Origin of the sequence: Gordonia sp. UCD-TK1 (assembly GCF_001691435.1) — a bacterium.
Lineage (GTDB): Bacteria > Actinomycetota > Actinomycetes > Mycobacteriales > Mycobacteriaceae > Gordonia > Gordonia hongkongensis.
Map to the genome: position 1 here is coordinate 1 of NZ_LZMP01000031.1, position 21,936 is coordinate 21,936.

23 protein-coding genes are annotated in these 21,936 nt (G+C 67.0%); 8 read left to right on the forward strand and 15 right to left on the reverse strand.

The genetic code is table 11. From position 1 onward, the window contains the following. Window positions 1-326: transposase (locus A9310_RS16915; protein WP_175401138.1), on the forward strand; the 326-nt coding region annotated here is incomplete at its 5' end. Window positions 327-381: 55 nt separating this feature from the next. Here the strand turns inward: A9310_RS16915 and upp are convergent. From upp to A9310_RS16940, 5 genes are all read right to left on the reverse strand, one after another. Beyond that, entirely contained in the window at window positions 382-1,011 is a 630-nt protein-coding gene (upp, locus tag A9310_RS16920) for a uracil phosphoribosyltransferase (protein ID WP_058253501.1), read from the reverse strand. A gap of 25 nt (window positions 1,012-1,036) precedes the next feature. After that, on the reverse strand, window positions 1,037-2,281 hold the full coding sequence (locus tag A9310_RS16925) for a URC4/urg3 family protein (RefSeq protein WP_065631636.1): 1,245 nt from the start codon (window positions 2,279-2,281) through the stop codon (window positions 1,037-1,039). Continuing rightward, entirely contained in the window at window positions 2,281-3,528 is a 1,248-nt protein-coding gene (locus tag A9310_RS16930) for a GTP cyclohydrolase II (RefSeq protein WP_058253522.1), read from the reverse strand. The genes A9310_RS16925 and A9310_RS16930 overlap by 1 nt, the downstream gene beginning before the upstream one ends. A 168-nt stretch (window positions 3,529-3,696) precedes the next feature. Next, on the reverse strand, window positions 3,697-5,940 hold the full coding sequence (gene katG, locus A9310_RS16935; protein ID WP_065631637.1) for a catalase/peroxidase HPI: 2,244 nt from the start codon (window positions 5,938-5,940) through the stop codon (window positions 3,697-3,699). A gap of 82 nt (window positions 5,941-6,022) precedes the next feature. Further along, a complete protein-coding gene (locus tag A9310_RS16940; RefSeq protein WP_065631670.1) occupies window positions 6,023-6,481 on the reverse strand; it encodes a Fur family transcriptional regulator in 459 nt (152 codons plus the stop codon). 127 nt (window positions 6,482-6,608) lie between these two features. Here A9310_RS16940 and A9310_RS16945 point away from each other — a divergent pair, with 127 nt between their 5' ends. Next, window positions 6,609-7,526, forward strand: coding sequence for a hypothetical protein (locus A9310_RS16945; protein WP_065631638.1), 918 nt, complete (start codon window positions 6,609-6,611; stop codon window positions 7,524-7,526). Window positions 7,527-7,580: 54 nt separating this feature from the next. On the opposite strand, the gene A9310_RS16950 is transcribed toward A9310_RS16945, so the two are convergent. Further along, complete coding sequence (locus tag A9310_RS16950) at window positions 7,581-7,994, reverse strand: hypothetical protein (RefSeq protein WP_254661284.1); 414 nt, start codon at window positions 7,992-7,994, stop codon at window positions 7,581-7,583. 87 nt (window positions 7,995-8,081) lie between these two features. Beyond that, complete coding sequence (locus A9310_RS16955; protein ID WP_065631639.1) at window positions 8,082-8,642, reverse strand: GXWXG domain-containing protein; 561 nt, start codon at window positions 8,640-8,642, stop codon at window positions 8,082-8,084. A gap of 121 nt (window positions 8,643-8,763) precedes the next feature. Between A9310_RS16955 and A9310_RS16960 the strand changes: the two genes are divergently transcribed. Both A9310_RS16960 and A9310_RS16965 read left to right on the forward strand, forming a co-directional pair. Continuing rightward, window positions 8,764-9,195 (forward strand): PPOX class F420-dependent oxidoreductase, encoded by a 432-nt coding sequence (locus A9310_RS16960; RefSeq protein ID WP_065631640.1) that lies wholly within the window; start codon window positions 8,764-8,766, stop codon window positions 9,193-9,195. Between the two features lie 51 nt (window positions 9,196-9,246). Beyond that, a complete protein-coding gene (locus A9310_RS16965; RefSeq protein ID WP_058253494.1) occupies window positions 9,247-9,684 on the forward strand; it encodes a VOC family protein in 438 nt (145 codons plus the stop codon). A gap of 23 nt (window positions 9,685-9,707) precedes the next feature. Here A9310_RS16965 and A9310_RS16970 read toward each other — a convergent pair whose 3' ends face one another. Continuing rightward, a complete protein-coding gene (locus A9310_RS16970; protein ID WP_065631672.1) occupies window positions 9,708-11,351 on the reverse strand; it encodes an alkaline phosphatase D family protein in 1,644 nt (547 codons plus the stop codon). Between the two features lie 160 nt (window positions 11,352-11,511). Between A9310_RS16970 and A9310_RS16975 the strand changes: the two genes are divergently transcribed. Then, window positions 11,512-11,811, forward strand: coding sequence for a putative quinol monooxygenase (locus A9310_RS16975; RefSeq protein WP_065631641.1), 300 nt, complete (start codon window positions 11,512-11,514; stop codon window positions 11,809-11,811). Window positions 11,812-11,874: 63 nt separating this feature from the next. Beyond that, entirely contained in the window at window positions 11,875-12,558 is a 684-nt protein-coding gene (locus A9310_RS16980) for a DNA alkylation repair protein (RefSeq protein WP_065631642.1), read from the forward strand. Between the two features lie 69 nt (window positions 12,559-12,627). Here the strand turns inward: A9310_RS16980 and A9310_RS16985 are convergent, their stop codons facing one another. The 4 genes from A9310_RS16985 to A9310_RS17000 form a co-directional block, all read right to left on the reverse strand. Continuing rightward, window positions 12,628-13,500 carry a MerR family transcriptional regulator gene (locus A9310_RS16985; RefSeq protein ID WP_065631643.1) on the reverse strand — a complete coding sequence of 291 codons (873 nt, stop codon included), beginning with the start codon at window positions 13,498-13,500 and terminating at the stop codon, window positions 12,628-12,630. Between the two features lie 66 nt (window positions 13,501-13,566). Continuing rightward, window positions 13,567-14,922 (reverse strand): NADP-specific glutamate dehydrogenase, encoded by a 1,356-nt coding sequence (gene gdhA / locus A9310_RS16990; RefSeq protein WP_065631644.1) that lies wholly within the window; start codon window positions 14,920-14,922, stop codon window positions 13,567-13,569. A gap of 184 nt (window positions 14,923-15,106) precedes the next feature. Then, a complete protein-coding gene (locus tag A9310_RS16995) occupies window positions 15,107-15,406 on the reverse strand; it encodes a hypothetical protein (RefSeq protein ID WP_083207427.1) in 300 nt (99 codons plus the stop codon). Between the two features lie 524 nt (window positions 15,407-15,930). Next, entirely contained in the window at window positions 15,931-16,926 is a 996-nt protein-coding gene (locus tag A9310_RS17000) for an alpha/beta hydrolase family protein (protein ID WP_058253487.1), read from the reverse strand. 249 nt (window positions 16,927-17,175) lie between these two features. On the opposite strand from A9310_RS17000, the gene A9310_RS17005 reads away from it, so the two are divergent. Then, the gene (locus A9310_RS17005) at window positions 17,176-18,552 is read left to right on the forward strand and encodes an NAD-dependent succinate-semialdehyde dehydrogenase (RefSeq protein WP_065631645.1); all 1,377 of its coding nucleotides are present in this window, start codon (window positions 17,176-17,178) and stop codon (window positions 18,550-18,552) included. A 94-nt stretch (window positions 18,553-18,646) separates the two neighbouring features. Here the strand turns inward: A9310_RS17005 and A9310_RS17010 are convergent, their stop codons facing one another. The 3 genes from A9310_RS17010 to A9310_RS17020 form a co-directional block, all read right to left on the reverse strand. Then, a complete protein-coding gene (locus A9310_RS17010) occupies window positions 18,647-19,393 on the reverse strand; it encodes an MBL fold metallo-hydrolase (RefSeq protein WP_058253485.1) in 747 nt (248 codons plus the stop codon). Window positions 19,394-19,559: 166 nt separating this feature from the next. Next, on the reverse strand, window positions 19,560-20,087 hold the full coding sequence (locus tag A9310_RS17015) for a putative immunity protein (protein WP_065631646.1): 528 nt from the start codon (window positions 20,085-20,087) through the stop codon (window positions 19,560-19,562). Window positions 20,088-20,111: 24 nt separating this feature from the next. Continuing rightward, a complete protein-coding gene (locus A9310_RS17020) occupies window positions 20,112-20,585 on the reverse strand; it encodes a helix-turn-helix domain-containing protein (RefSeq protein WP_065631647.1) in 474 nt (157 codons plus the stop codon). A gap of 124 nt (window positions 20,586-20,709) precedes the next feature. Here A9310_RS17020 and A9310_RS17025 point away from each other — a divergent pair, with 124 nt between their 5' ends. Then, window positions 20,710-21,882: an acetyl-CoA C-acyltransferase gene (locus A9310_RS17025; protein ID WP_065631648.1), complete on the forward strand. Its 1,173-nt coding sequence runs from the start codon at window positions 20,710-20,712 to the stop codon at window positions 21,880-21,882. Window positions 21,883-21,936: the final 54 nt, after the last annotated feature.

Genomic DNA, 21,936 nt, shown 5'->3' on the forward strand with positions numbered 1-21,936 from the left:
TGGTGATCACCGCCGGTGACAACGTCGAGCGGATGGGCACCGAGGCACGGTTCGCCAAACTCGTCGGCGCCGCCCCGTTACCGGCATCCTCAGGCAAAACCAGCCGTCACCGACTCAACCGGGGCGGGGACCGGCAAGCCAACAGTGCTCTGCACATGATCGCGGTCGGACGCATGAAATCCCACGCCCCCACCCGCGCCTACGTCGAGCGACGTTCCGCCGAACACAAAACGAAGAAAGACATCCTCCGCTGCCTCAAGCGCTACATCGCCCGCGAAGTGTTCCGCGACCTCACCACTGACCTCGGAGCACTTGACAAGCTATAGGACCCTCTCGCTTCGCTCGCACCTCAGGGAGCGGGGCTCCTTCCTGTTCTYGAGATCACGCGGTTCCGAAGATGCGATCGCCGGCGTCACCGAGTCCGGGGCGGATGAAGCCGTTGTCGTCGAGTTCGCGGTCGACCGCCGCGGTGAAGATCGGCACGTCGGGGTGTGAGCGATGCAGCACCTCGATGCCCTCCGGGCAGGCGAGCAGGCAGACGAACTTGATGGACTTCGGACCGTACTCCTTGATCCGGTCGATCGCGGCGACCGCCGAATGCCCGGTCGCCAGAAGCGGATCGACGATCACGACATCACGCTCGGACAGCTCCGACGGCATCTTGAAGTAGTACTCGACGACGACCATGGTCTTCGGGTCGCGGTAGAGGCCGATGTGTCCGACGCGCGCGCCGGGAACCACGGTCAGCATGCCGTCGGCGATACCGGCGCCGGCCCGCAGGACCGCGGCGAACACCAGCTTCTTGCCGTCGATGACCCGGGCGGTGGTGGTCTCGAGCGGTGTGTCGATGGTGATCTCGTGCATCGGGATGTCACGCAGGACGTCGTACGCCATCAGGATCGAGATCTCGTCGAGCAGACGGCGGAAGTCGTTGGTCGACGTCTCCTTGCGACGCATCAGGGTCAGTTTGTGTTGGACCAGCGGATGGTCGATGACGGCGACGCTGCCCATGGGTTCCTCTCGGTCGGTGGTCGGCTCAGAAAACAGTGCCGGTACTGCGTATCGTCAACGGCGGCAACCCATCGCGAAGTCGGCTCGCGAGCACGCGGCCGGCCGCCCACGTGCCACCCTCGAGCACGCAGGCCAGGGGCATCGAGGCTGCATCGGCGTCGAGGCGGTCGCGTACGAGGTCGGCGATCTCGTCGAGAAGGGCGACGGTGAGCGCCCGCCATTCGACGACGAGCTCGTCGCCGACCTCCCACTCCCGGTCCGCCCAGGCCTCCTCATGCAGCGCGAGCACACCCGAGTCGAGGAGAAGGCCACCGTTGCGGTATTCGGGGAGGCCGGTCAGCTCGTCGAGTCCGGTCACCTGGACACCGGCCCAGCGGAACGGTTCGAGAAGCGAATAGGTCAGCCACTGGGACAGTTTGTGGAACGGCACCCAGCCGGCGGTGAGGCCCGGGCCGACGACGGCGTCGTGATGCCAGCAGTCGCCCAGTGGGTGGGTGTCGATCGTGTTGTCCGACGGCCAGATCGGGCCCAGATACTCGAGTACCCCGCTCAGGATGTCGACCGCGGGCACCTCCGCACGACCACCGCGGGTGAGGTGATCGAACAGGCCGCCCGGCCGGGCGGCCGGTCCGAAGATCTCGGGGCGGCTCGACAACACCTCGCCCAGGCGGCGCAGGAGATCGACCCGCCCGGGCAGGCCCGTGAGCGGGTTGTCGGGACCCACCTGGAAGGCCGCGCCGAGAGTGTCCGCCGTGACGCGGCCCAGACCGGCGGCGTCGACCCGCAGGGGATCGGCCGGGTCACTCGAGAACACCCCCTCGCAGAACGCCACCCAGCTCGCGACGCCGAGCCCCTCGGACCGGGTGAGAACCAGGTCGCTCGACCGTTCCCGAAACGACCACTCGGGTCCGGCGCCGGCATCGAGGAGAACGCTGACCAGCACGACGTCGATGAGCGCGCGGGTTCGCTCCGCCGAGCCGGCCGGGGGCAAGGCGGCGTCGAGAGCGCCGAGGCGGTCGATACCGCCTGCCTCGAAATGTCGCCACCTGCTGTGAAAAGGGATGTCTCCGTCGGGATATCGCAACCGAGTCGTTTCCACGACGATGTCAGCTGCCGCGTCCCGCGCATCGTCGTGGACGATGAACCACGACGACTCGCCGGCCCGCGCCCGTTCGAGGAGTTGCCGCGACCGGCTCCGGACGGTGGCGGTGGAGCGCAGCAACCGGGCGGCCTGTGAGGCGGACAGTTCCACCTCTGGTGCACCGGTCATCACAAGCCCCGGCCCTTGACCTGTCGCAGCTGTTCGGCATCGGGCACGGGTCCGGGCGTGAAGTAACCGGCAGCCATCTTCGCGTCGATCTCGACGCGGGCGTCGGCGGGGATCAGTTCGTCGGGGATGTTGACCCGTTCGCCGACCTCGATACCCGAGCCGGTGATGGCGTCGTACTTCATGTTCGACATCGACACCAGGTGATGGATCCTGGTGATCCCGAACCAGTGCAGGACGTCGGGCATGAGCTCCTGGAACCGCATGTCCTGTACGCCCGCAACGCATTCGGTGCGGGCGAAGTACTGGTCCGCGGTGTCACCGCCGAGTTGGCGTTTACGGGCGTTGTACACCAGGAACTTGGTGACCTCGCCGAGGGCGCGTCCCTCTTTGCGGGAGTAGGCGACCAAGCCGACGCCGCCGCGCTGGGTGCCGCGGATGCACTCCTCGATTGCATGCGTCAGATATGGACGGCACGTACAGATGTCGGAGCCGAACACGTCGGAGCCGTTGCACTCGTCGTGCACCCGTGCGGTGAGTTCCACCGAGGGGTCGGCGAGGTCGCGGGCGTTGCCGAAGATGTAGACCGTCTGCCCGCCGATCGGCGGGAGGAACACCTCGAGATCCGACCGCGTGACGAGTTCGGGATACATGCCGCCGGTCTCCTCGAACAACACCCGGCGCAGCTCGGCCTCGGAGCAGCCGAACCGCTCGGCGACGCCGGGAAGATGCCACACCGGTTCCACGGCCGCCTTGGTGACCAGAGCCGCGCCACTCGGCAGCAGAACCTCACCGTCGGGGACCAGACGGCCCTTCTCGATCGCCTCGGCGATCTCGGGAAGGATGACGTGCGCCTTGGTCACCGCGATGGTCGGCCGGATGTCGTAACCGCGAGCGATCTCGTCGGGGAAACTCTCGGCGACCGTCGCACCCCAGGGATCCAGCGAGACGATCGCGCGCGGATCGCCCCACTGTGGATACGGTCCGATGTGGTCGGTGGGCGAGGTGTTGGTGAGATCGGCTCGGTGCTCTCGTGCAAGGGCGCCGGCGGCGACGGCCAGTGCGCGATAGACGCTGTAGGAGCCGCTGTGGGTGCCGATGACATTGCGATGCGCACGTGTGCCCGTCGTCCCGATGACGGGACCGCGTTCCGCCGCGGTGGCCGCCCCCCAGTGGATGGGCGGGGCGTCGACCCCGCCGCTGTGTGAGGTCAGTCGGATGTGGCCCAGGGACCTGTGTTCGCCGGACATCGTCGTCATCCTCACCTTCGTCTCGAGGCAGTCACCCGCCACGGAGGGAAAGCGCCAGCATAGTTCCGGATGTCCCTGTGCGCCGGGTGATGCGAAACGCCACGACGGCGGCACCCACGAAGGGTGCCGCCGCCGCATCTGAGTGCTTCGACGATGAACCGGTCTCGCTCAGAGTTCGAACCGGTCGAGGTTCATCACCTTGTCCCAGGCCGCGACGAAGTCGTTCACGAACTTCTCCACTGCGTCGTCGGCCGCGTAGACCTCGGCCAGGGCGCGCAGCTGTGAGTTCGACGTGAACGCCAGATCAGCGCGAGTGCCGGTCCAGGTCTGCTCGCCGGTGGCGCGATCGCGCCCGACGTACAGGTTCTCGCCTTCCGACGCCGACCAGGCCGTCGACATGTCCAGCAGATTCACGAAGAAGTCGTTCGTGAGGACGCCGGGACGGTCGGTCAGGACGCCGGCCGTCGAGCCGCCGAAGTTGTTGCCCAGCACCCGGAGTCCACCCACCAGCACCGTCATCTCGGGGGCGCTGAGAGTCAGCAGCGACGCCTTGTCGACGAGGGCGAACTCGGCCGGGAGACCACTGGTCTTGCCGACGTAGTTGCGGAACCCGTCGGCGGTGGGCTCGAGATGCGCCATCGAATCGGCGTCCGTCTCCTCCTGGGTGGCGTCGGTACGTCCCGGGGTGAACGGCACCGTGATCTCGACTCCGGCATCCCGCGCCGCCTTCTCGACTGCTGCCGTGCCGCCGAGGACCACCAGGTCGGCGAAGGAGACTTTCGCGCCGGCCTCGCCGGTGAACGCATCCTGGATGGCTTCCAGGGTGCGGATCACGGTGGCCAACTCGTCGGGTTCGTTGACCTTCCACGATGCCTGCGGCTGCAGCCGGATCCGGCCGCCGTTGGCGCCGCCGCGCTTGTCGCTGCCACGGAAGCTCGACGCCGCCGCCCACGCGGTCTTCACGAGTTGCGCCACAGTCAGTCCCGAGTCGAGGAGCGTCGCCTTCAAGGCTGCCACGTCGGCATCGGTGACGAGTGGGCCCTCGTGCGCCGGGACATTGTCCTGCCACAGGTATGTCTCGGTCGGAACAAGCGGACCCCGATACCGGACGGCGGGTCCCATGTCGCGGTGCAGGAGCTTGAACCAGGCCTTGGCGAACTCGTGCGCCAGTTCCTCGGGGTGATCGAGCCACCGCCGGGTGATCTTCTCGAAACCGGGGTCGTAGCGCATCGCGAGGTCGGTGGTGAGCATCGACGGGTGGGTCTTCTCGTCGCCGAATGCCGTGGGGACGGTACCGGTTCCGGCGCCGTCCTTCGGACGCCACTGGTTGGCTCCGGCCGGACTCTTGTAGAGCTCCCACTCGTAGCCGTAGAGAGTCTCGAGGAAAGCGTTGTCCCATCGGGTCGGGGTCGGATTCCAGATCACCTCGAGGCCGCTGGTGATCGTGTCCGCGCCCTTGCCGGAGCCGTGCGAGCTGGTCCAGCCGAGACCGGCGTCCTCGACGGCGGCGGCCTCGGGTTCGGGACCCACCAGGCCGGCGTCACCGGCGCCGTGGGTCTTGCCGAAGGTGTGGCCCCCGACGATCAGGGCCGCGGTCTCGACGTCGTTCATCGCCATCCGCGCGAACGTCTCGCGGATGTCGGCCGCGGACGCGAGGATGTCCGGATTGCCGTTCGGTCCTTCCGGATTCACATAGATGAGCCCCATTTGCACTGCCGCAAGCGGTGTCTCGAGTTCGCGGTGGCCCGAGTACCGCTGATCCGCCAGCCACTCGAGTTCGGGGCCCCAGTACACCTCGTCGGGCTCCCACTCGTCCACGCGCCCGAAGGCGAAGCCGGCGGTGGTGAACCCCATCGACTCCAGGGCGACGTTCCCGGCGAAGACCAGGAGGTCGGCCCAGGACAGTGCCGTGCCGTACTTCTTCTTGATCGGCCACAGGAGGCGGCGCGCCTTGTCCAGGTTGGCGTTGTCCGGCCAGCTGTTGAGCGGGGCGAATCGCTGCATTCCGGCTCCGGCACCGCCACGCCCGTCCTGCACCCGGTAGGTACCCGCGGCATGCCAGGACATGCGGACGAACAGACCTCCGTAGTGGCCGAAGTCAGCGGGCCACCAGTCCTGCGAATCGGTCATCAAGGCGGTCAGGTCGGCGCGCAACGCCTCGACGTCGAGATCCGCGAGCGCCGAGTCGTAGTCGAAGTCGGCGTCCATCGGATTCGCGACGTCCGGATTGTGCTGAAGCACCTTCAGATTCAGCTGGTTGGGCCACCAGTCGCGGTTGCCGCCGCCCTGGGTGGGCGGCGTGAGCCGACCGTGCGCGACCGGGCAACCGCCCGCGGCGGGCTCGGTGTTCGCCTCGGCGATCGGGGGATGTTCCTTCGCGTCGCGGATGGGCTCGTGGTCTTGCTGCGCCATGCGGGGTTTCCTTTCGGGCACGGTGAGAACTGCGATCGCCGGGTCGGTGATCGCAGGGGAGGAAAGCGTCGTGGTCGGGGGTCTATCGGTCGGGGCCGGCGCCCGGAGCGGGTCGGTTGGGTTCGGGGATGCAGTCGGGGCAATGACCCCAATAGATGACCTCGGCTTCGTCGATGACGAAACCCCGGTCGTCGGACGGGGTCAGGCACGGGGCCTCGCCGACTGCGCAGTCGACGTCCCCGATGGATCCGCATGTACGGCATATCACGTGGTGATGGTTGTCCCCGACGCGTGACTCATATCGAGACACATGGCCGGACGGCTGGATGCGTCGCACGAGACCGGCCGAAGTCAGTACGCCCAGAACGTCGTACACCGTTTGCTGCGAGACCTCCGGCAACCGTTCGCGCGCGATTCGGAGGACCTCGTCGGTGTCCGCATGAGGATGTGCTCGGACGGCTTGCATGACCGCGATGCGCGGACGGGTCACCCGCAGTCCGGCGGCGCGCAGGTGCCGGGCGCAGTCCTCGTCGGTGAGCATGGTGACCATCGTGCAGTCTTATCTGGAATGATTCAAGTTAAGAAGGCGAAGTGAGGTGGCCGTCACGGGCGCCGTCGTAGTATCTGCTCATGCGGACAGCGACGCCGACCACCGCTCGGGCAGCCCCATGACCCCGTACGACGAGATCGTCGACGAGCTGTACGGTCTGGCGCCGGCGGCGTTCGTGACACGCCGGAACGAACTCGCTCGGGAGATCAAAGCGGACGGCGACCGTGACCTGGCGGGGCGGATCGCGAAGTTGCGTCGGCCCACGCAAGCTGCATGGGCCATCAACCAATGGGTTCGCGCGCACCCCGACGACAGTGCCCTCATCGCTGGGTTGGCGTCGGATTTGACTGCGGCCCAGCGCCGCTCGGCGGTCGACAAGATGAAGACGTTGTCGCGACGCCGTCAGGATCTGATCAACGAGTCGGTGACCGCGGTCGCCGCCACGGCCGCAGATCTGCGAGTGCCGCTGGCAGACAGTGCCATTCGCGAGGTCACGCAGACACTGCGAGCCGCGGTGGCCGACCCGGAAGTGCTCGAGCAGGTGTTGCGGGGAAACCTCATCGCATCCGCCGAATACAGCGGCTTCGGGCCCGCCGGCGTGTTCGTCGTCCCGGAGCCGTCAGAGAAACCAGACGCGGACGAGTCCGAGGCCAGCGGCGCGGTCACAGACGGTGCCGACAGAGTGGGTGCCGAGAGGGATGTCGCCGACGACTCGGACCACACGGCGTCTGACGAAGCGGAGCGTCGTCGACGGGACCTCGAAGCCCGACTGGCCGAGGCCGAGACAGGGGAGCGAACGGCCCGATCCGACCTCGACGCCGCCTCCCGAACTGTGGACGGGGCTTCGTCGGAGGTCGACGAGATCGTCCGGCGGGCTCAGGAGTTGCGGGCCGAGCTGGCTCGTTGCGAAGAATCGCTGCGGTTCGCGCGGCAACGACTCTCGACTGCGGAACAGGGCCGGGCCGAGGCGCGGATCGCGCTCCGTGAAGCCGTCGCGGCCACCAATGAGATCCGCTCGGCGCTCGCCGAGCTGTGAGCCGACGAAGGCGTCGAACCCGAAGTCTCCGCCGTGGTTGCCCGTCTCCCACGGTCAGCGCGTCAAGTGAAAGCGCAGCAGCTCGGTGGTGCCGTTCAGCGCGCGGCCCCAGTAACCGCCGCGGCCGTCGGCTCGAAGCTCGTCACGCACGAATTCCACGGCGGTTCCCGAGTAGTCGACGACGATGACCGGTGCACCGTCCTGCACGGAACGCCCGGGGTACACCGCGCCGGGGAAGGCCCACCCGATCGCCGTGTTGTTGACGACTCGCGAACCCGTGAAGTTCTTGCCGAACCACACCGTGTCGGCGATCGGGGCGCTGGTGACGTCGCCGCGGTAATACCCGGACGGCATCGGCGGTGCAGCCTGGGCGGTCCCGGGTGCGGCCAGTGTCACGGCGCCCGCGAGGGCGCCCGCAGCGACCGCGACGGCACCCCGGCGGAGGTGGGAGGTGGGTGAGGTGTCCATCTACCCATTGAACGCCTCCGCCGGCTCGCCGGCTCATGGTTCGTCGGCGCCGTCCTCGCGTCGCCGAGGATCAGTGACCGACGAGGATCAGTGGCCGACGAGGCGGAGTGAGTCGTCGCGGCGGAGCACGAAGAAGTACGGCTTCGGCGACCCCTTCAGGTCCATCGCGCCCAGGACGGCATCATCGGAGAGACGGTGGAAGACGTCGTTGATCGGCAGCTGATCGTAGGACATGGTCGCGGTGTCCGTGCCGCGGTACCGGGTGGTGCGCAGCCGGGCCCGTGCTCGTCGGGTCTGACTGAGAAGGCGGGTCGCGGCGATCGGCGTCCCCAGCGACAACGACTTGACCCCGGGTGCCTTCTCGGCGATCCCCAAACCGCCGAAAGCGATCGCCGGGTTCATGGCCCACAGTGCCGAACCGTCGCGTGTCGGAAAGAGCAGGGGGTGGACGGTCTCGGCGTCGACGAATTGCTTGCCCCACCAGCCGCTGGCCGCGAGGAAGCCGTCCAACGGGTGGTCGGTGGGCAGCTCGGCGCCGCGCCAGGTGCCGATCATGAAGTCCGGTTCGATCGCGGGGGCGGAGTCGAACAGGTCGAGGGCCTCGGCGGTCGTCGTCGGCGTGGTGGTCAGGATCTCGCGCACATGCATGTCGACGATCGTACGTGTAAAGACACAAGATCTGAAGAATGTCGCAACGGATCGGGGAGCCATGCCCCGGGGTGTGCGGCCCGTCCGGAATAGCCTGCACGCACGCCGGGTTGCCGCAGGCATGAACCAACCCGCGTATGACCCTCGTGATCTTCTCGCCGAAGGCGGAGTCGGCGTCCTCGCCACGATCAAGTCCTCGGGACTACCACAGCTGTCCCCGGTGACCCCTTTCTACGACCGCGACGCCGGGACCATCTACGTCTCGATGACCGAGGGCCGGGCCAAGACCGCCAACCTCCRACGCGATCCGCGCGCCGCGTTGGAGATCACCGGGCCCGATCGCTACACGTGGGCGACCGCCGAGGGCACTGTGACGTTGATCGGCCCGGGCACCGAACCGGACGGGCCCGAGGTCGAGGCGCTCGTCGACTACTACCGCAAGGCGGCAGGCGAGCACCCGGACTGGGACGAATACCGCAGGGTCATGGTCGCCGATCGCCGCGTCCTGATGGTCATGTCCGTGGACCGGGTGTACGGCGAACGTCTGCGCTGATTTTCACGATCGAGGACCCGGGTTGTCCTCGTCGTGTCGCACAGTGGACGCATGACAACCGACTTTCAACTTACCTTCGACTGTGGTGACCCGGCTGCTCTGTCCGCATTCTGGGCCGAGGTGCTCGGTTACCGGCTCCAGGACCCGCCTACCGGATTCGACAGCTGGGAGGCGGCGCTCGACGCATTCGGTGTGCCTCCGGAGCGTCGGAACGACGCCTCGGCCGTTATCGACCCGGAGGAGCGCAGGCCACGGTTGTTCTTCCAACGCGTACCCGAGGGCAAGACGGCGAAGAACCGGGTGCACCTCGACGTCCGTGCTGCCCCTGGCCTGAGTGGCGACGACCGGATGCGCGCTCTCGAGGCCGAAGCCGACCGGCTCGTCGGACTCGGTGCGACCCGGGGCGAACGACACGACCCCGCACCTCCGCTCGGCGAGGGGCACATCGTGATGCGCGACCCCGAGGGCAACGAGTTCTGTCTGGACTAGGGGTTTCGTAGCAACAATGCGCGCTATGTGCGCTCTGTTGCCACGAATTCCGATGTCAGACAGATATTTCCGGCTCTACCCAGGGTCCCGTCCAGGTCGGGCTGCTCGAAAGTGACCTCGGCGAAGCGTCCCTGAACCGAGAGCGTCGCGATGGTGTTGCCGAACAGCGGGCCCAGGGTGTTTCGCCAGGCGACGGGCAGTTCGGGCGAGCCACCACGACGCGCCCAGCGCCGGACGACCGCGGCGAGCCGATTCGACCACCCCAGCCGGAACACCACCTTGATGTACGGCGGGATCGCGTTGTGCACCGGCGAACACACGAGCTGGTGGACGTCGGCGCTCGTCGTGTCCGGGAAAGTCGCACGCGCGGCATAGCTGTGGTGGACGTCGCCGGACAGCACGCTGACCGTCGCCGGCCCGGGGTCGCGCGCCGCAACCTGCCGGATCATCTCGCTGAGCCGGACGAAGGAATCGAAGAAGGCCGGCCAGTGCTCGAGGTCGGCACCCTGCCGGATCTTCTCGGCCAGCTGTCCACGACGGCCCGGCCGCCGGGCGCCGATCTCGTTCACGGTCTCCGCATCACCGATGACCGGCGGGAGCAACCACGGCAGTGATGAGCCGAGGACCAGGTGGTCGAGTCGCTCGATGTCGTCGTCGACCTGGCTCTCTACCCAATCGAATTCGTTGTCACTTACCATCTTTCGTGTTCCGTCGGACAGGATGCGACCGTTGCGGGAGTCGATCATGACCAGCCTGGTGTTGCCCAGGTTCCACCGGAAACTGAACCGGACACCCTTGGTTCCGTCGGTTTCCCGGTCGGCGCGATCCGCGACCTCGACCAGGTGGGGCCAGCAGTCACCGTCGATCTCGCGGACGCGGCGGTAGTCCTCGGACTCGGCGAGTTCGGCGGGGGAGAGGTTGCCGAGGTGCTGATACACCCAGTACGACGCGAGGCCGGCGCGGATCCGGTCCTGCCACCACGGCTTCTCACTCATCTGCCGACGCCAGGTGTCCGAGGTGTTCCAGTCATCACGGATGTCGTGATCGTCGAAGATCATGGCCGTCGGCACGGTCGAGAGGATCCATCGGATCTCGGGGTCTCCCCAGGTGTGCCGATACAGTCCCTCGTACTCCTCGAAGTCGACGACCTCGTCGGACGGTCCGGCGGTCGAGGCCCGGCTCGACTCCAGCGACTCCTTCACCTGCGGGGTCAGCTCGTCCGCGTACACCTGATCGCCGAGCAGGATGAGGGTGTCCGGCCACTCCTCCACCGGGAGGTGGCGCATCCGGACCGCGTAGCAGTCCAACGCGTCGAGTCCGAGCTTCTCGTCGAGCTTGGGGTCCTCGGCCCGCGGATACCGGCAGGACCCGAAGACGAACCGGTGCCGGTCCGCGGTGTCCGGTCCCCGGGTCCGGATGACGCTGGGCGGGAACTCGGTGTCCGGGAGGGGCCACTCGAGGGCGCCGTTGACGCGGACCTGATACTCCGAGACCGTGTCGGGCACCAGGCCGCTCACCTCGACCAGCGCGTAGTGATGACCGGACACCTCGAACGTCCGGGTCGCACAGCCGAGGACTTCGACCTCGCCGGGTTCGTCGGTCTGCACCCAGACCAGCGCGGAGGTTTCGCCGACGTGCCGGAGGATCGGACCCAGAACCAAAGCCATTCGATCAGAGTAGGCCGTGGCGCGGCGTCGCGCGGCCACGTCGATCGTGAGCGATGAGTTCGCCGGGTCGTGCCGGTCTGCACTCCTGGCGCCCTCACCACAGCGGTGACGTCTCGCGCCGGGACACCGGTGCACCGGAGTATCGATGGAGGAGCAACCAATGGTGATCGTTGCCGGCAGTCTGCGAGTGGACCCGGACCAGCGCGCGGCGTACATCGCCGGCTGCGACGAGGTGGTCGGTGCCGCCCGTCGGGCACCGGGGTGTCTCGATTTCGCAATCTCCGCGGACTCGATGGACCCCGGCCGGATCAACATCTTCGAGCGCTGGGACTCGCAGTCGGCGGTCGAGGCTTTCCGTGGCGACGGGGTCGGCGAGGACCAGTCACGGGCGATCCGGTCGGCGTTCGTTGCCGAGTACGACGTCGCCGACGTGCGGATACTGGCGGGCCCTCCGGCTTGATGAGCACACAACCCGCGGCGACATCGAGCGTCGTAGGCTGTGTGCGCACTTCCAGAGGGGATCATGACCGGAATGTCCGACATCCAACAGACTCTCGCCGACGTCCTCGGCGAGCTCCGCAGTCTCGACGACCCGCGGATCCGAGCGGTCAACGAGAAACACGGCGACGACCACGGGGTCAATCTCACGAAGCTCAGGGCGATCGCGAAACGACTGCGAACGCAGCCCGAACTTTCCGCAGAGCTGTGGGCGACGGGCGACACCGCGCCGCGTCTGCTCGCACTGTTGATCTGTCGCCCGCGGGCGTTCGACCCCGCGCAGCTCGACACGATGATCCGCGAGGTCGACCGGCCGAAGGTCCACGATTGGCTCGTCAACTACGTCGTCAAGAAGAGTCCGGATGCCGAGGAGTTGCGGAGGTCGTGGATGGCCGACGCCGAGCCCGGTGTCGCCGCGGCGGGATGGGCCCTGACCGCTGATCGAGTGGTCAAGAAGCCCGGTGACCTCGACACGGCCGGGTTGCTCGACACCATCGAGTCCGACATGGGGAACGCACCGCCACGCCTGCAGTGGGCGATGAACACATGCCTGGCGACCATCGGCATCGAGAATCCCGACTTCCGTTCCCGTGCAATCGACATCGGTCAGCGGTTGCGAGTGCTGGAGGATTACCCGACCTCCCCGGGCTGTACTTCGCCGTATGCGCCGGTCTGGATCGCCGAGATGGTACGGCGTCGATCGTCGTGACCTGAGCGGCAGCTCGTTGCCCCGTCGCTCAGGCGTCGGATCCCGACACTCCCGGGGATCCTCTGCTGCTCAGTMATTGTGGCGGCTGTGGGAAACCGGCATGACGACCGTGGTGAGGTCGCCGCCGTCTGCGGACCGAATCGTCATCGGGAGGTCCCGATTGCGGACGTCGATCWTCATCTCGGCCCCGATCGACACATGGACCGCGGGGTAGAGCGTCGAGACCTCGAACCACAGTGCGATCGGGGGGCCGCAGGTCTCGGCTGGCACGACGGCGAGTTGTGCCGACGAGGCGTCGCTCAGTGTGAGCGCCGCCGACGTGAAGTCCAGGTGCACCCGGTCGGTTGCACAGCGCTCCAACGATTGCAACACAGCGGTTTTCGCGACACTCGCACGCATGGTCACCGTGGGCAGGGCTTCGATCATCACCTGGTGCGCGGGAAACGGCCCGTCGAGTAGGCGGCACCATAGATCGTCCCGACCGTCGAGCCGGAATCGAACTGCGCCGGCCACGGCGTCGATGACGACGACGCCGCCCCGTGCCAGGTCGGACAGACCATCACGGAGGTCGGCCGCACACAGCGTTCTCGACTCCGCGGCGATCGACATCTTGATCGTCCTGGCCTCGCGCCGAATCCGATCGGCATCGGCTGCGACGGTCCGCACGTGCTCGTCGATCAGTCCGCCGGCGGTACCCGGCTCGGCGGCGAGGACCGTGCGGATGTCGGCGAGCGACATCCCGATCTCGCGGAGTCGCCGGAGTGCGATCGCGTGCCGCTCCTGCGACGCGCTGTACTGGCGATATCCGGTCGACGCGTCGACGGCGGCCGGGGTGAGCAACCCCGAGTCGTCGTAGAACCGCAGCGCGGACGCGGTCAAACCGGTGCGTTGCGCGAACGCGCCGATCGGGACGAGTTCGCTGACTTCGGGAACGGAGGGCATATCGCAGATCATCCGGCTTCGACCAACCTGAAGGTCAAGAGGAAGCGAGTCGGCGTCCGAATCGGGTCAGATGAGACCGAGTGCGAGCATCGCGTCGGCCACGCGAGTGAACGCCGCGATGTTGGCACCGGTCGCGTAGTTGCCCGGCGCCCCGTATTCGTCTGCCGTGTGCAGGCAGTGGTCATGGATGGCCGTCATGATCTCCGACAATCGGTCCTCGGTGTGCGCGAACGTCCACGAATCCCGAGAAGCGTTCTGCTGCATCTCGAGTGCGCTCGTGGCGACGCCGCCCGCGTTCGCGGCCTTGCCCGGGGCGAAGCCGACGCCGGCGTCTGCGAAGATGCGCACCGCCTCGGGGGTGCTGGGCATGTTCGCGCCCTCGGCGACGATGCGACATCCGTTCTTCGCCAGTTGAGTGGCGTCGACCCCGTTCAGTTCGTTCTGCGTCGCGCAGGGGATGGCGATGTCGGTGGGCACACTCCACATCGATCCGGTGTCGACGTGACGGGCGGACCCGCGGCGGGCGTCGGCGTAATCCGAGATACGGCCGCGCCGAACGTTTTTGATCTCCTTGAGCAGTTCGAGGTCGATACCGGCATCATCGACGACGTAGCCCCCGGAGTCCGAGCACGCGATCACGCGACCGCCGAGTTGTTGCACCTTCTCGATGGCGTAGATCGCCACATTGCCCGAGCCCGAGACCACCACGGTCTTGCCGTCGAGATCATCACCGGCCGCGGCGAGCATCTCGCGGACGAAGAACACCACGCCGTACCCGGTCGCCTCGGTGCGGACCTGCGACCCACCCCAGGCGAGTCCCTTGCCGGTGAGCACGCCGGACTCGTAACGGTTGGTGATGCGCTTGTACTGGCCGAAGAGATAACCGATCTCGCGACCGCCGACGCCGGTGTCACCCGCGGGTACATCGGTGTACTCGCCGATGTGGCGGTAGAGCTCGGTCATGAACGACTGGCAGAACCGCATGATCTCCGCGTCGGAGCGTCCCTTGGGATCGAAGTCGGCGCCGCCTTTGCCGCCGCCGATCGGGAGCCCGGTCAGTGCGTTCTTGAAGATCTGCTCGAACCCGAGGAACTTGACCACGCCCAGGTAGACGCTGGGGTGGAATCGAAGGCCGCCCTTGTAGGGGCCGAGTGCGGAATTGAACTCGACCCGGAACCCGCGGTTGATCTGCACCTGTCCCTGGTCGTCGACCCACGGCACTCGGAAGATGATCTGGCGCTCGGGCTCCGTCAGTCTCTTGATGATCCCGGCGTCCGCGTAGTGGGGATGTTTCGCCAAGACCGGACCCAGACTGTCGAAGACCTCCCGGACGGCCTGGTGGAACTCGGCCTCCCCAGGGTTCCGCGCAACAACCTGCGCGTACAGATCGCTGATCTTCTCGTCGAGCACGATGGCGACCACTTCCTTCTCCGTAGGTGTGGGACGGCGACGTGCCCAGGTGAGCACGCCGCCACCCGCACCCTATCGAGTGACAGGAATTCGACCGCAGACCGGTCCGTCGGACGACGACCGCGGTGTGTCCGCAGTGAGGTGGTCGGACCCGCTCACCTGCGGAGCAGTCCGGTCGGGCACCGCTATGCGCGGATCACGCGCGGGCCAGAACAGGTCGTCGCACCTGGAGCGACGGATGTCGGGTCACGATCTCATGCCTGGACGTCGGATCGGCACCAGTGGTGAGCGTCAGGATCCAAGGCACCGACTCGGCGTCGTCGGACACCCACGGATCCAGTTCGAGGTGGGCCAGGATGTCGCGTGACAGGCTCTCGAGTCTCGCGACGGTCAGTCGTCCGGACGAGTCCGCGAAACCGAAGCACACATCCCGCCCCTCCGGTACCCCGAACACGTCCACGTCGTTCTCGCGGTGCCATTGCCGTCGGAGGAGCAACGACTCCGACTCCTCGACGACAACCGAACACCTGGCGGGGTGGGAAAAGGCGTCGTGCGCGCGAGTCGACGCTTGCTCGACGAATTCTCTGACCCGACCGGGGGAGCCACACACGCGTATTCGGCACTCCATCACAACCGCATTCACGGCCACTCTTCCTTTCGCTGCTACCGGCCATCTGCGACCGGTGCCATGGACTCTAGCCCAGAAAAAAATAAAAGCCAGTCCGGCGCATTTCGCAGGCCCACAGTAAATGAAACGTACTGTGTGACAACGTATGAAGTCGGCAAGTCGGCATCAGATCGGACGGGCTGGACTTCTGCCATTTCTGGGCTATGGTCACGAAGGAGAGCGGGAGCGAACCGTTGTAGACCACGACCGATTCGAGGATAAATGGCGGAAAGGAATTCGAGCTCGAAAAAGCGGCGGCAAGAACTCAAGGAACGTCGTGAGCGAAAACGGGCACTCGAGGATGTCTCGTTGATTCGGAAGAGGAAAAGCGCGCGTTGACGCCGACGCTCGCGTCAGCCCGCGCTTTTCAGTGCCCGGGCGATCGTGGGCCAGGCTCGGTGCAGATCCTGGTTCCAGTAGCCCCACGAGTGGAGACCGGCACGGAAGTCGTAGGTGATGTCGACCCCGGCTCGGTCTGCGCGACGCTTGAAGCTCTCGGTGCATCGGGCGACGATGCCCTCGAGCACGCCTCCGACGGGTGAGGCCAGCCCGGCCAGCCCTAGGGCCGGGTCGGGCAGACCGTTGCCGACCGCTACATACACGGGCTTACCGCGTAGCGCGGACACGTGACCGGCGGGATTGTGGGCATCCCAGTTGTCGTGATCGAGCGGGCCCCACATGTTCTCCGGGTTCCCGCCTCTCGTCGTGACCGATGTGGCGGTCGCCTGCCGGAACTCCGGCGACCCTTGATCGAGGCACCCGCTGAAGGCGACCACACCCCGGTAGAGATCTGGGTTGCGGACCGCGATGGACATCGCGCCCAACGCCCCCATCGACAGCCCGCCGATCACGTTCCGTCCGTTGCCCCGGAAGCGTCCGTCGACCAGCGGAGGGAGTTCCTCGGTCAGGAAGGTCTCCCACATGTTCCGACCCAGGACGGGATCGATTCGGCGCCAGTCGGTGTAGTACGAGCCCGTACCCCCGATGGGCAGAACCACGTTGACCTTCTTGTCGGCGACGAAGCGCGCGATGTCGGTCTGAAAGGTCCACCCGCTCTGCGTGTAGCTGGTGTAGACCCCACCGTCGATCCCGTCGAGGAGGTATACGGTCGGCCGTGGGCCGGTCCGCTCGCGGGGGGCGAGCACGCTCACCCGAACGGGCCGCTTCATGGCGGCGGAATACACGGTCATCGTCGTGCGTGTCGCCGTCTCCGAGGACACCGCAAGGATCCGCGCCGAGTCGCCGAGCCTCGGCGGGGTCGCTCCCGCCGGCTGCCCCGTCGAGACGCTCGCGACGACCGCGATCAGAAATGCACAACCGAGCCCTGCGGCTCGCTGCCAGCGTGACACTCTTCGTTCCCCCTCGGACACTGCCGTCACGACCGGCGACCCACCCCCAGGTCGACGTCCGGCATTCGCCGCGTGTCGGTCGATCACGGGTCCGGACACGGACCGCGGACCCATTAGAGCAGGTCTGGGGCCGCCGTGTGACCGAAGCGCGCCGACGACCGAGGTTTTGCGTACAGGGACCCGGGTACCCGAATGATCCCGGGCTGTGGACAGTCGGGATTCACACGACAGAGGAAGGTAGGTGCTCTGATGGGCACATATGTCACCGCGAATCCGACCACCGGTACGACCGAACGGGAATTTCCCGGACTGAAGGACGACGAGGTGGCCGGCGTGGCCGAACGGTCACTCGCGGCATACCAGGAGTGGCGAGCGACCGAGGCATCCGAACGGGCCGCAATTCTCTCCCGGACCGCTGACGAGTACGAGAGGCGAGCCGATGAGCTCGCGGCCGTCATCACGACCGAGATGGGCAAACCCGCCAAGGAGGCGGCGGGAGAGGTCCAGCTGGCCGCGGACATCTATCGCTGGTACGCCGAGCACGGACCGGATCTGCTCGAGACCGAGGCCCTCGACCCGCAGGGCGCGGACGCGTCGATCGTGCAGGTCGCGCCGATCGGACCACTGGTGGGCGTGATGCCGTGGAACTACCCCTACTACCAGGTCGCACGTTTCGTCGCGCCGAACCTGTTGGCCGGCAACACCGTCATTCTCAAGCATGCGTCGATCTGCGCGGCGTCGTCGGCGCTGATGGCTGAGATCCTGCACGACGCGGGTGTCCCTGCCGACGCGTACATCAACGTGTACGCGAGCAGTGATCAGATCGCAGACCTGCTCGCGCACAACGCGATACGCGGTGTATCGCTCACCGGCAGTGAGAAAGCGGGTGCAGCCGTGGCAAAGGTTGCCGCGGAGAACCTGAAGAAGTCCGTGCTCGAGCTCGGCGGTTCGGACCCGTTCATCCTGCTCGACTCCGCCGACATGGAACGCACGACGAAGATCGCGGCGGGCGCACGGCTGTCGAACGCGGGCCAGGCGTGCAACTCGCCGAAACGGTTCATCGTTCTCGACGAGTTGTACGACGACTTCGTCGATGGTGTGGTCAAGCAGTTCGAGTCGACGGTGGTCGGTGATCCGTCCGACGATTCCACTCAGATGGGTCCGCTGTCGTCCCTGTCGGCGCGCGACACCGTGGCCGAACAGGTCGAGACCGCGGTGAAACAGGGCGCCACCCTGCGGACGGGTGGGAAGCCGCTGGAGCGCGACGGAGCCTTCTTCGAACCCACTGTGCTGACGGACATCACCCCGGACATGGACGCCTACTCCGAGGAGATCTTCGGGCCGGTCGCGATGGTCTACAAGGTGTCCTCCCCGGAGGACGCCGTGGCGCTCGCCAACGATGTCGAGTTCGGATTGAGCGGCTCGGTGTGGAGCGGTGACATCGGCAAGGCCGAGGAGGTCGCCGATCAGCTGGAAGTCGGCATGGCGTATGTCAACGAACACGGCACCACGCTGCCCGGCCTTCCGTTCGGCGGGGTGAAACGGTCCGGCTATGGTCGCGAACTCGGGCGTTGGGGCATGGGCGAGTTCGTCAACACCAAGCTGCGTCGCACCGCGTCCGAGTAGCCGGACGATCGGCGATGGCCGGACGGGCCGATGCGGAAAGCGTCGGCCCGTCCCGCTGTCCGGCTCGTGATCCGACGGCCGGCCGTCCGACGTGTCAGCCGTTGGTCTGACGCGCCCGGTCGACCGCGACGGCCACCCCGTGATGCCACGGCACTCCGTGCCCGGGAAGCAGAGACTTCGCGTCCGTCGCTGCCAGCGCGTCGAGCGACGCCCGATTGCGATCGAGGTCGGCGGTTGCGGAACCGGCGATCATGCGCGGGCCGGTCGCCGCGGTGTACGGATCGAGGGTGACGAGCGCGTCGCCGGCGATGACCGCGTCGCGCAATGGAAAGTGCAGCGACACATGGCCGTAGGTGTGACCGGGAGTCGGCACCACCTGCGCGCCACCGGGGAGCAGGGCATCATCGCCGAAAGGCGTCACATCCAGGTGATCGACGCCGCGCACCGTGAACGCACCGGCCGCCGCCATGCGTCCGAGCAGGCGTAGCGAACGCGGATGACGAAGGGGCACTCCGAATCTGGTCGCGTTCTGATGCGCGTAGCGGTAGGGATGGGACGCCAGCCACGCATCGTCGCGATGGACGTGGACCGGGATCCGCCACTCGCGCGCCAGGCGGCGCGCGGTGCCGACGTGATCGAAATGACCATGCGTGATGATCAGGTCGGTCACGGCATCGGTGTCACGGCCGAGTTCCCGGATGGCCTTGACGAGGGGTTCGTACGAACGGGGGAGTCCACAGTCGACGAGGATCAGCCGGTCCTGGTCCTCGATCAGGTACTGATTCGTGTAGGCGTACTCGAGCCAGTGGATGCCGGGGACGACGCCACGATGGAAGGTCATGACGAGACGCGTACCCGGTGGTCGCGGCAGCAAACCGGGACGACCTTCGAAGTTTGGACAAGACCGGGGGTTTCTGTAATCACCCCGGCCTCTGGCTCGACATGCGGGTTACAGCACCGCAGGAGCGTGACTGCGACAGTAACAGGAACACCCCGGTGAACGCGAATCACCGATTGCCGACCTGATGTCGATCGTCGATGAAGACCTGCCAGCACAGGTCATTGCGGGCACGCTGGTCGTCGAGCACCAACTCGCGTACCCGAACAGGGAGATGTCTTCGCTGCCAAGCGCATTCGTGTCTACCCGCGTCGACCCCGTGTGCGGACCGGACCGCCTTGATCGCGTACGCCGCGGCACCGAGGTCGTGCGATGCGACGTGCGCGGTCACCGCCGCTTGCCCGGCGGCGTAGGCGGCGAACCGCGGTGCGCCACGTAGATCGCGGGCGGCACCCATGGCGTGTCCGCCGGCGGCGCGCGACTCCATCATCGCCAGTTCGCCCCGGGTCCACGCGCGGACCGCCGCGATTGCCTCCCTGGGGCGAGCGTCATCCGGCCGTGCCGACTCGAACAAGGGCAGAACGTGCTCCGCACACCGTGCCGCCCAGAGCGCCAGCAAGTGGTGATCGGCGTCGGTGAGTGTCCCGCCACGACGGATGGTGACCAAGCGGGGGTCGAACACTGTGGGGAGGATCATCGCGACCTCTCTGCCGGCACGGACTCAGCGGCGGCGCCGGGCGATTTGCACCTCGACGTCCTCGGGTGTGAGAACCGCGGTGGGTTCGGCGACGACGCCCACGCGTACGGGCGCCTGGGCTCGGTCGGTGACGGTGAGCGGCGGGCCGTCGGGCTGCAGATGGTCGTTGCCCCACTGCATCAACGACATCACCACGGGAAACAGATCGCGGCCCATGTCGGTGAGCTGATACTCGAACCGTTCGCGCTGCCCGGCGTCGCGGTAGGGGACCTTGGTGAAGATCCCGGCCTCGGTGAGTTCGCGCAGGCGGGCCGACGCGACCGCGTCGCTGATCCCGACCCGCCGGCTGAACTGATCGAACCTGGTGGCGCCGTAGAAGGCCTCCCGCAGGATGAGGATCGCCGACCGGGTGCCCACCAGGTCGATCGCCTTCGCGATCGAGCAGCCGCTCGCCTCCCAGCTGTCGCGTTCGGCCAGCGGGCCCTTCAGGTGCATCATGCCCCCAGCCTACCCTGACTTGACAAGATCATAGCCAGAGCGTAGACCTGACTTTGGCAGACAAAAGTCAGCCATCATCCGGATCGGGTTGCGTTCCGATCCGCACACTGACGGAGGATCAGTCATGAGATCTGCGGTCATCGTCGACGCTGTTCGCACACCCATCGGCAAGGGCAAGCCCACCGGCGCCCTCCATGACGTTCATCCCGTCGACCTCCTCGCGCACAGCCTCCGAGCAGTCGTGGACCGTTCGGGTGTCGATCCCGAACTCGTCGACGACGTGATCACCGGTGTTGTCAGTCAGGTGGGGGAGCAGAGTTTCAACATCGCGCGGCGCGCGCTCCTGGCCGCCGGCTACCCCGTATCCGTGCCGGGGGTCTCCGTTGACCGCCAATGCGGAAGCGGGCAACAGGCCATCGCGTTCGCCGCGCAGGGCATCATCGCGGGCACGTACGACATCGCGGTCGCCGCGGGTGTCGAATCGATGTCCCGTATCCCGATGGGCTCGGCCGTTGCCGGTACCGCCGATCTCAACGGACGGGCGTTCGGCGAACGATACTCGCAGGGCCTCGTGGGTCAGGGCATCTCGGCGGAACTGATCGCCGCCCGCTGGGCCATCTCGCGACGTGAGATCGATGAATTCTCCTTGCGGTCACACGATCTCGCCGCCACTGCCACCAAGAACGGACTCTTCGACGACGAACTCGCGCCCATCGCGGGGCTGACGTCAGACGAGGGAATTCGTCTCGGGGGCAACCTCGACGACCTCGCCCGGCTGCGGCCGGCCTACTACGACGAGGCGATCGCGCGTCGGTTCCCCGAGATCGACTGGCGGATCACCGCGGCGAGTGCGAGTCAGATCAGCGACGGGTCGTCGGCGGTGCTGCTGATGAGCGAGGAGAAGGCCGTCGAACTCGGTTTGCGTCCGCGCGCACGGGTGCACACCATCGCGGTCGCCGGCGACGACCCACTCCTGATGCTCACCGGCATCATCCCGGCAACGCGGAAGGCACTGTCACGCAGTGGTTTGCGTGTCGAGGACATCGACCTGTTCGAGGTGAACGAGGCGTTCGCGCCGGTGGTCCTGGCGTGGTCGCGGGAGTTCGGGGTGGACGTGGATCGAGTCAACGTCAACGGCGGTGCGATCGCGCTCGGCCACCCGCTTGGTGCCAGCGGTGCCCGCCTCGCGACCACGGGACTCAACGCGCTGGAACAGCGCGGCGGTCGTTACCTCCTGCAAACGATGTGTGAGGCAGGCGGATTGGCCAACGCGACGATCTACGAGCGACTCAGCTGAGCCGTCGGCGGTCCGGGCGGGCGTGCTCGTCGTCCATTCGGCGTATCTCGGTCG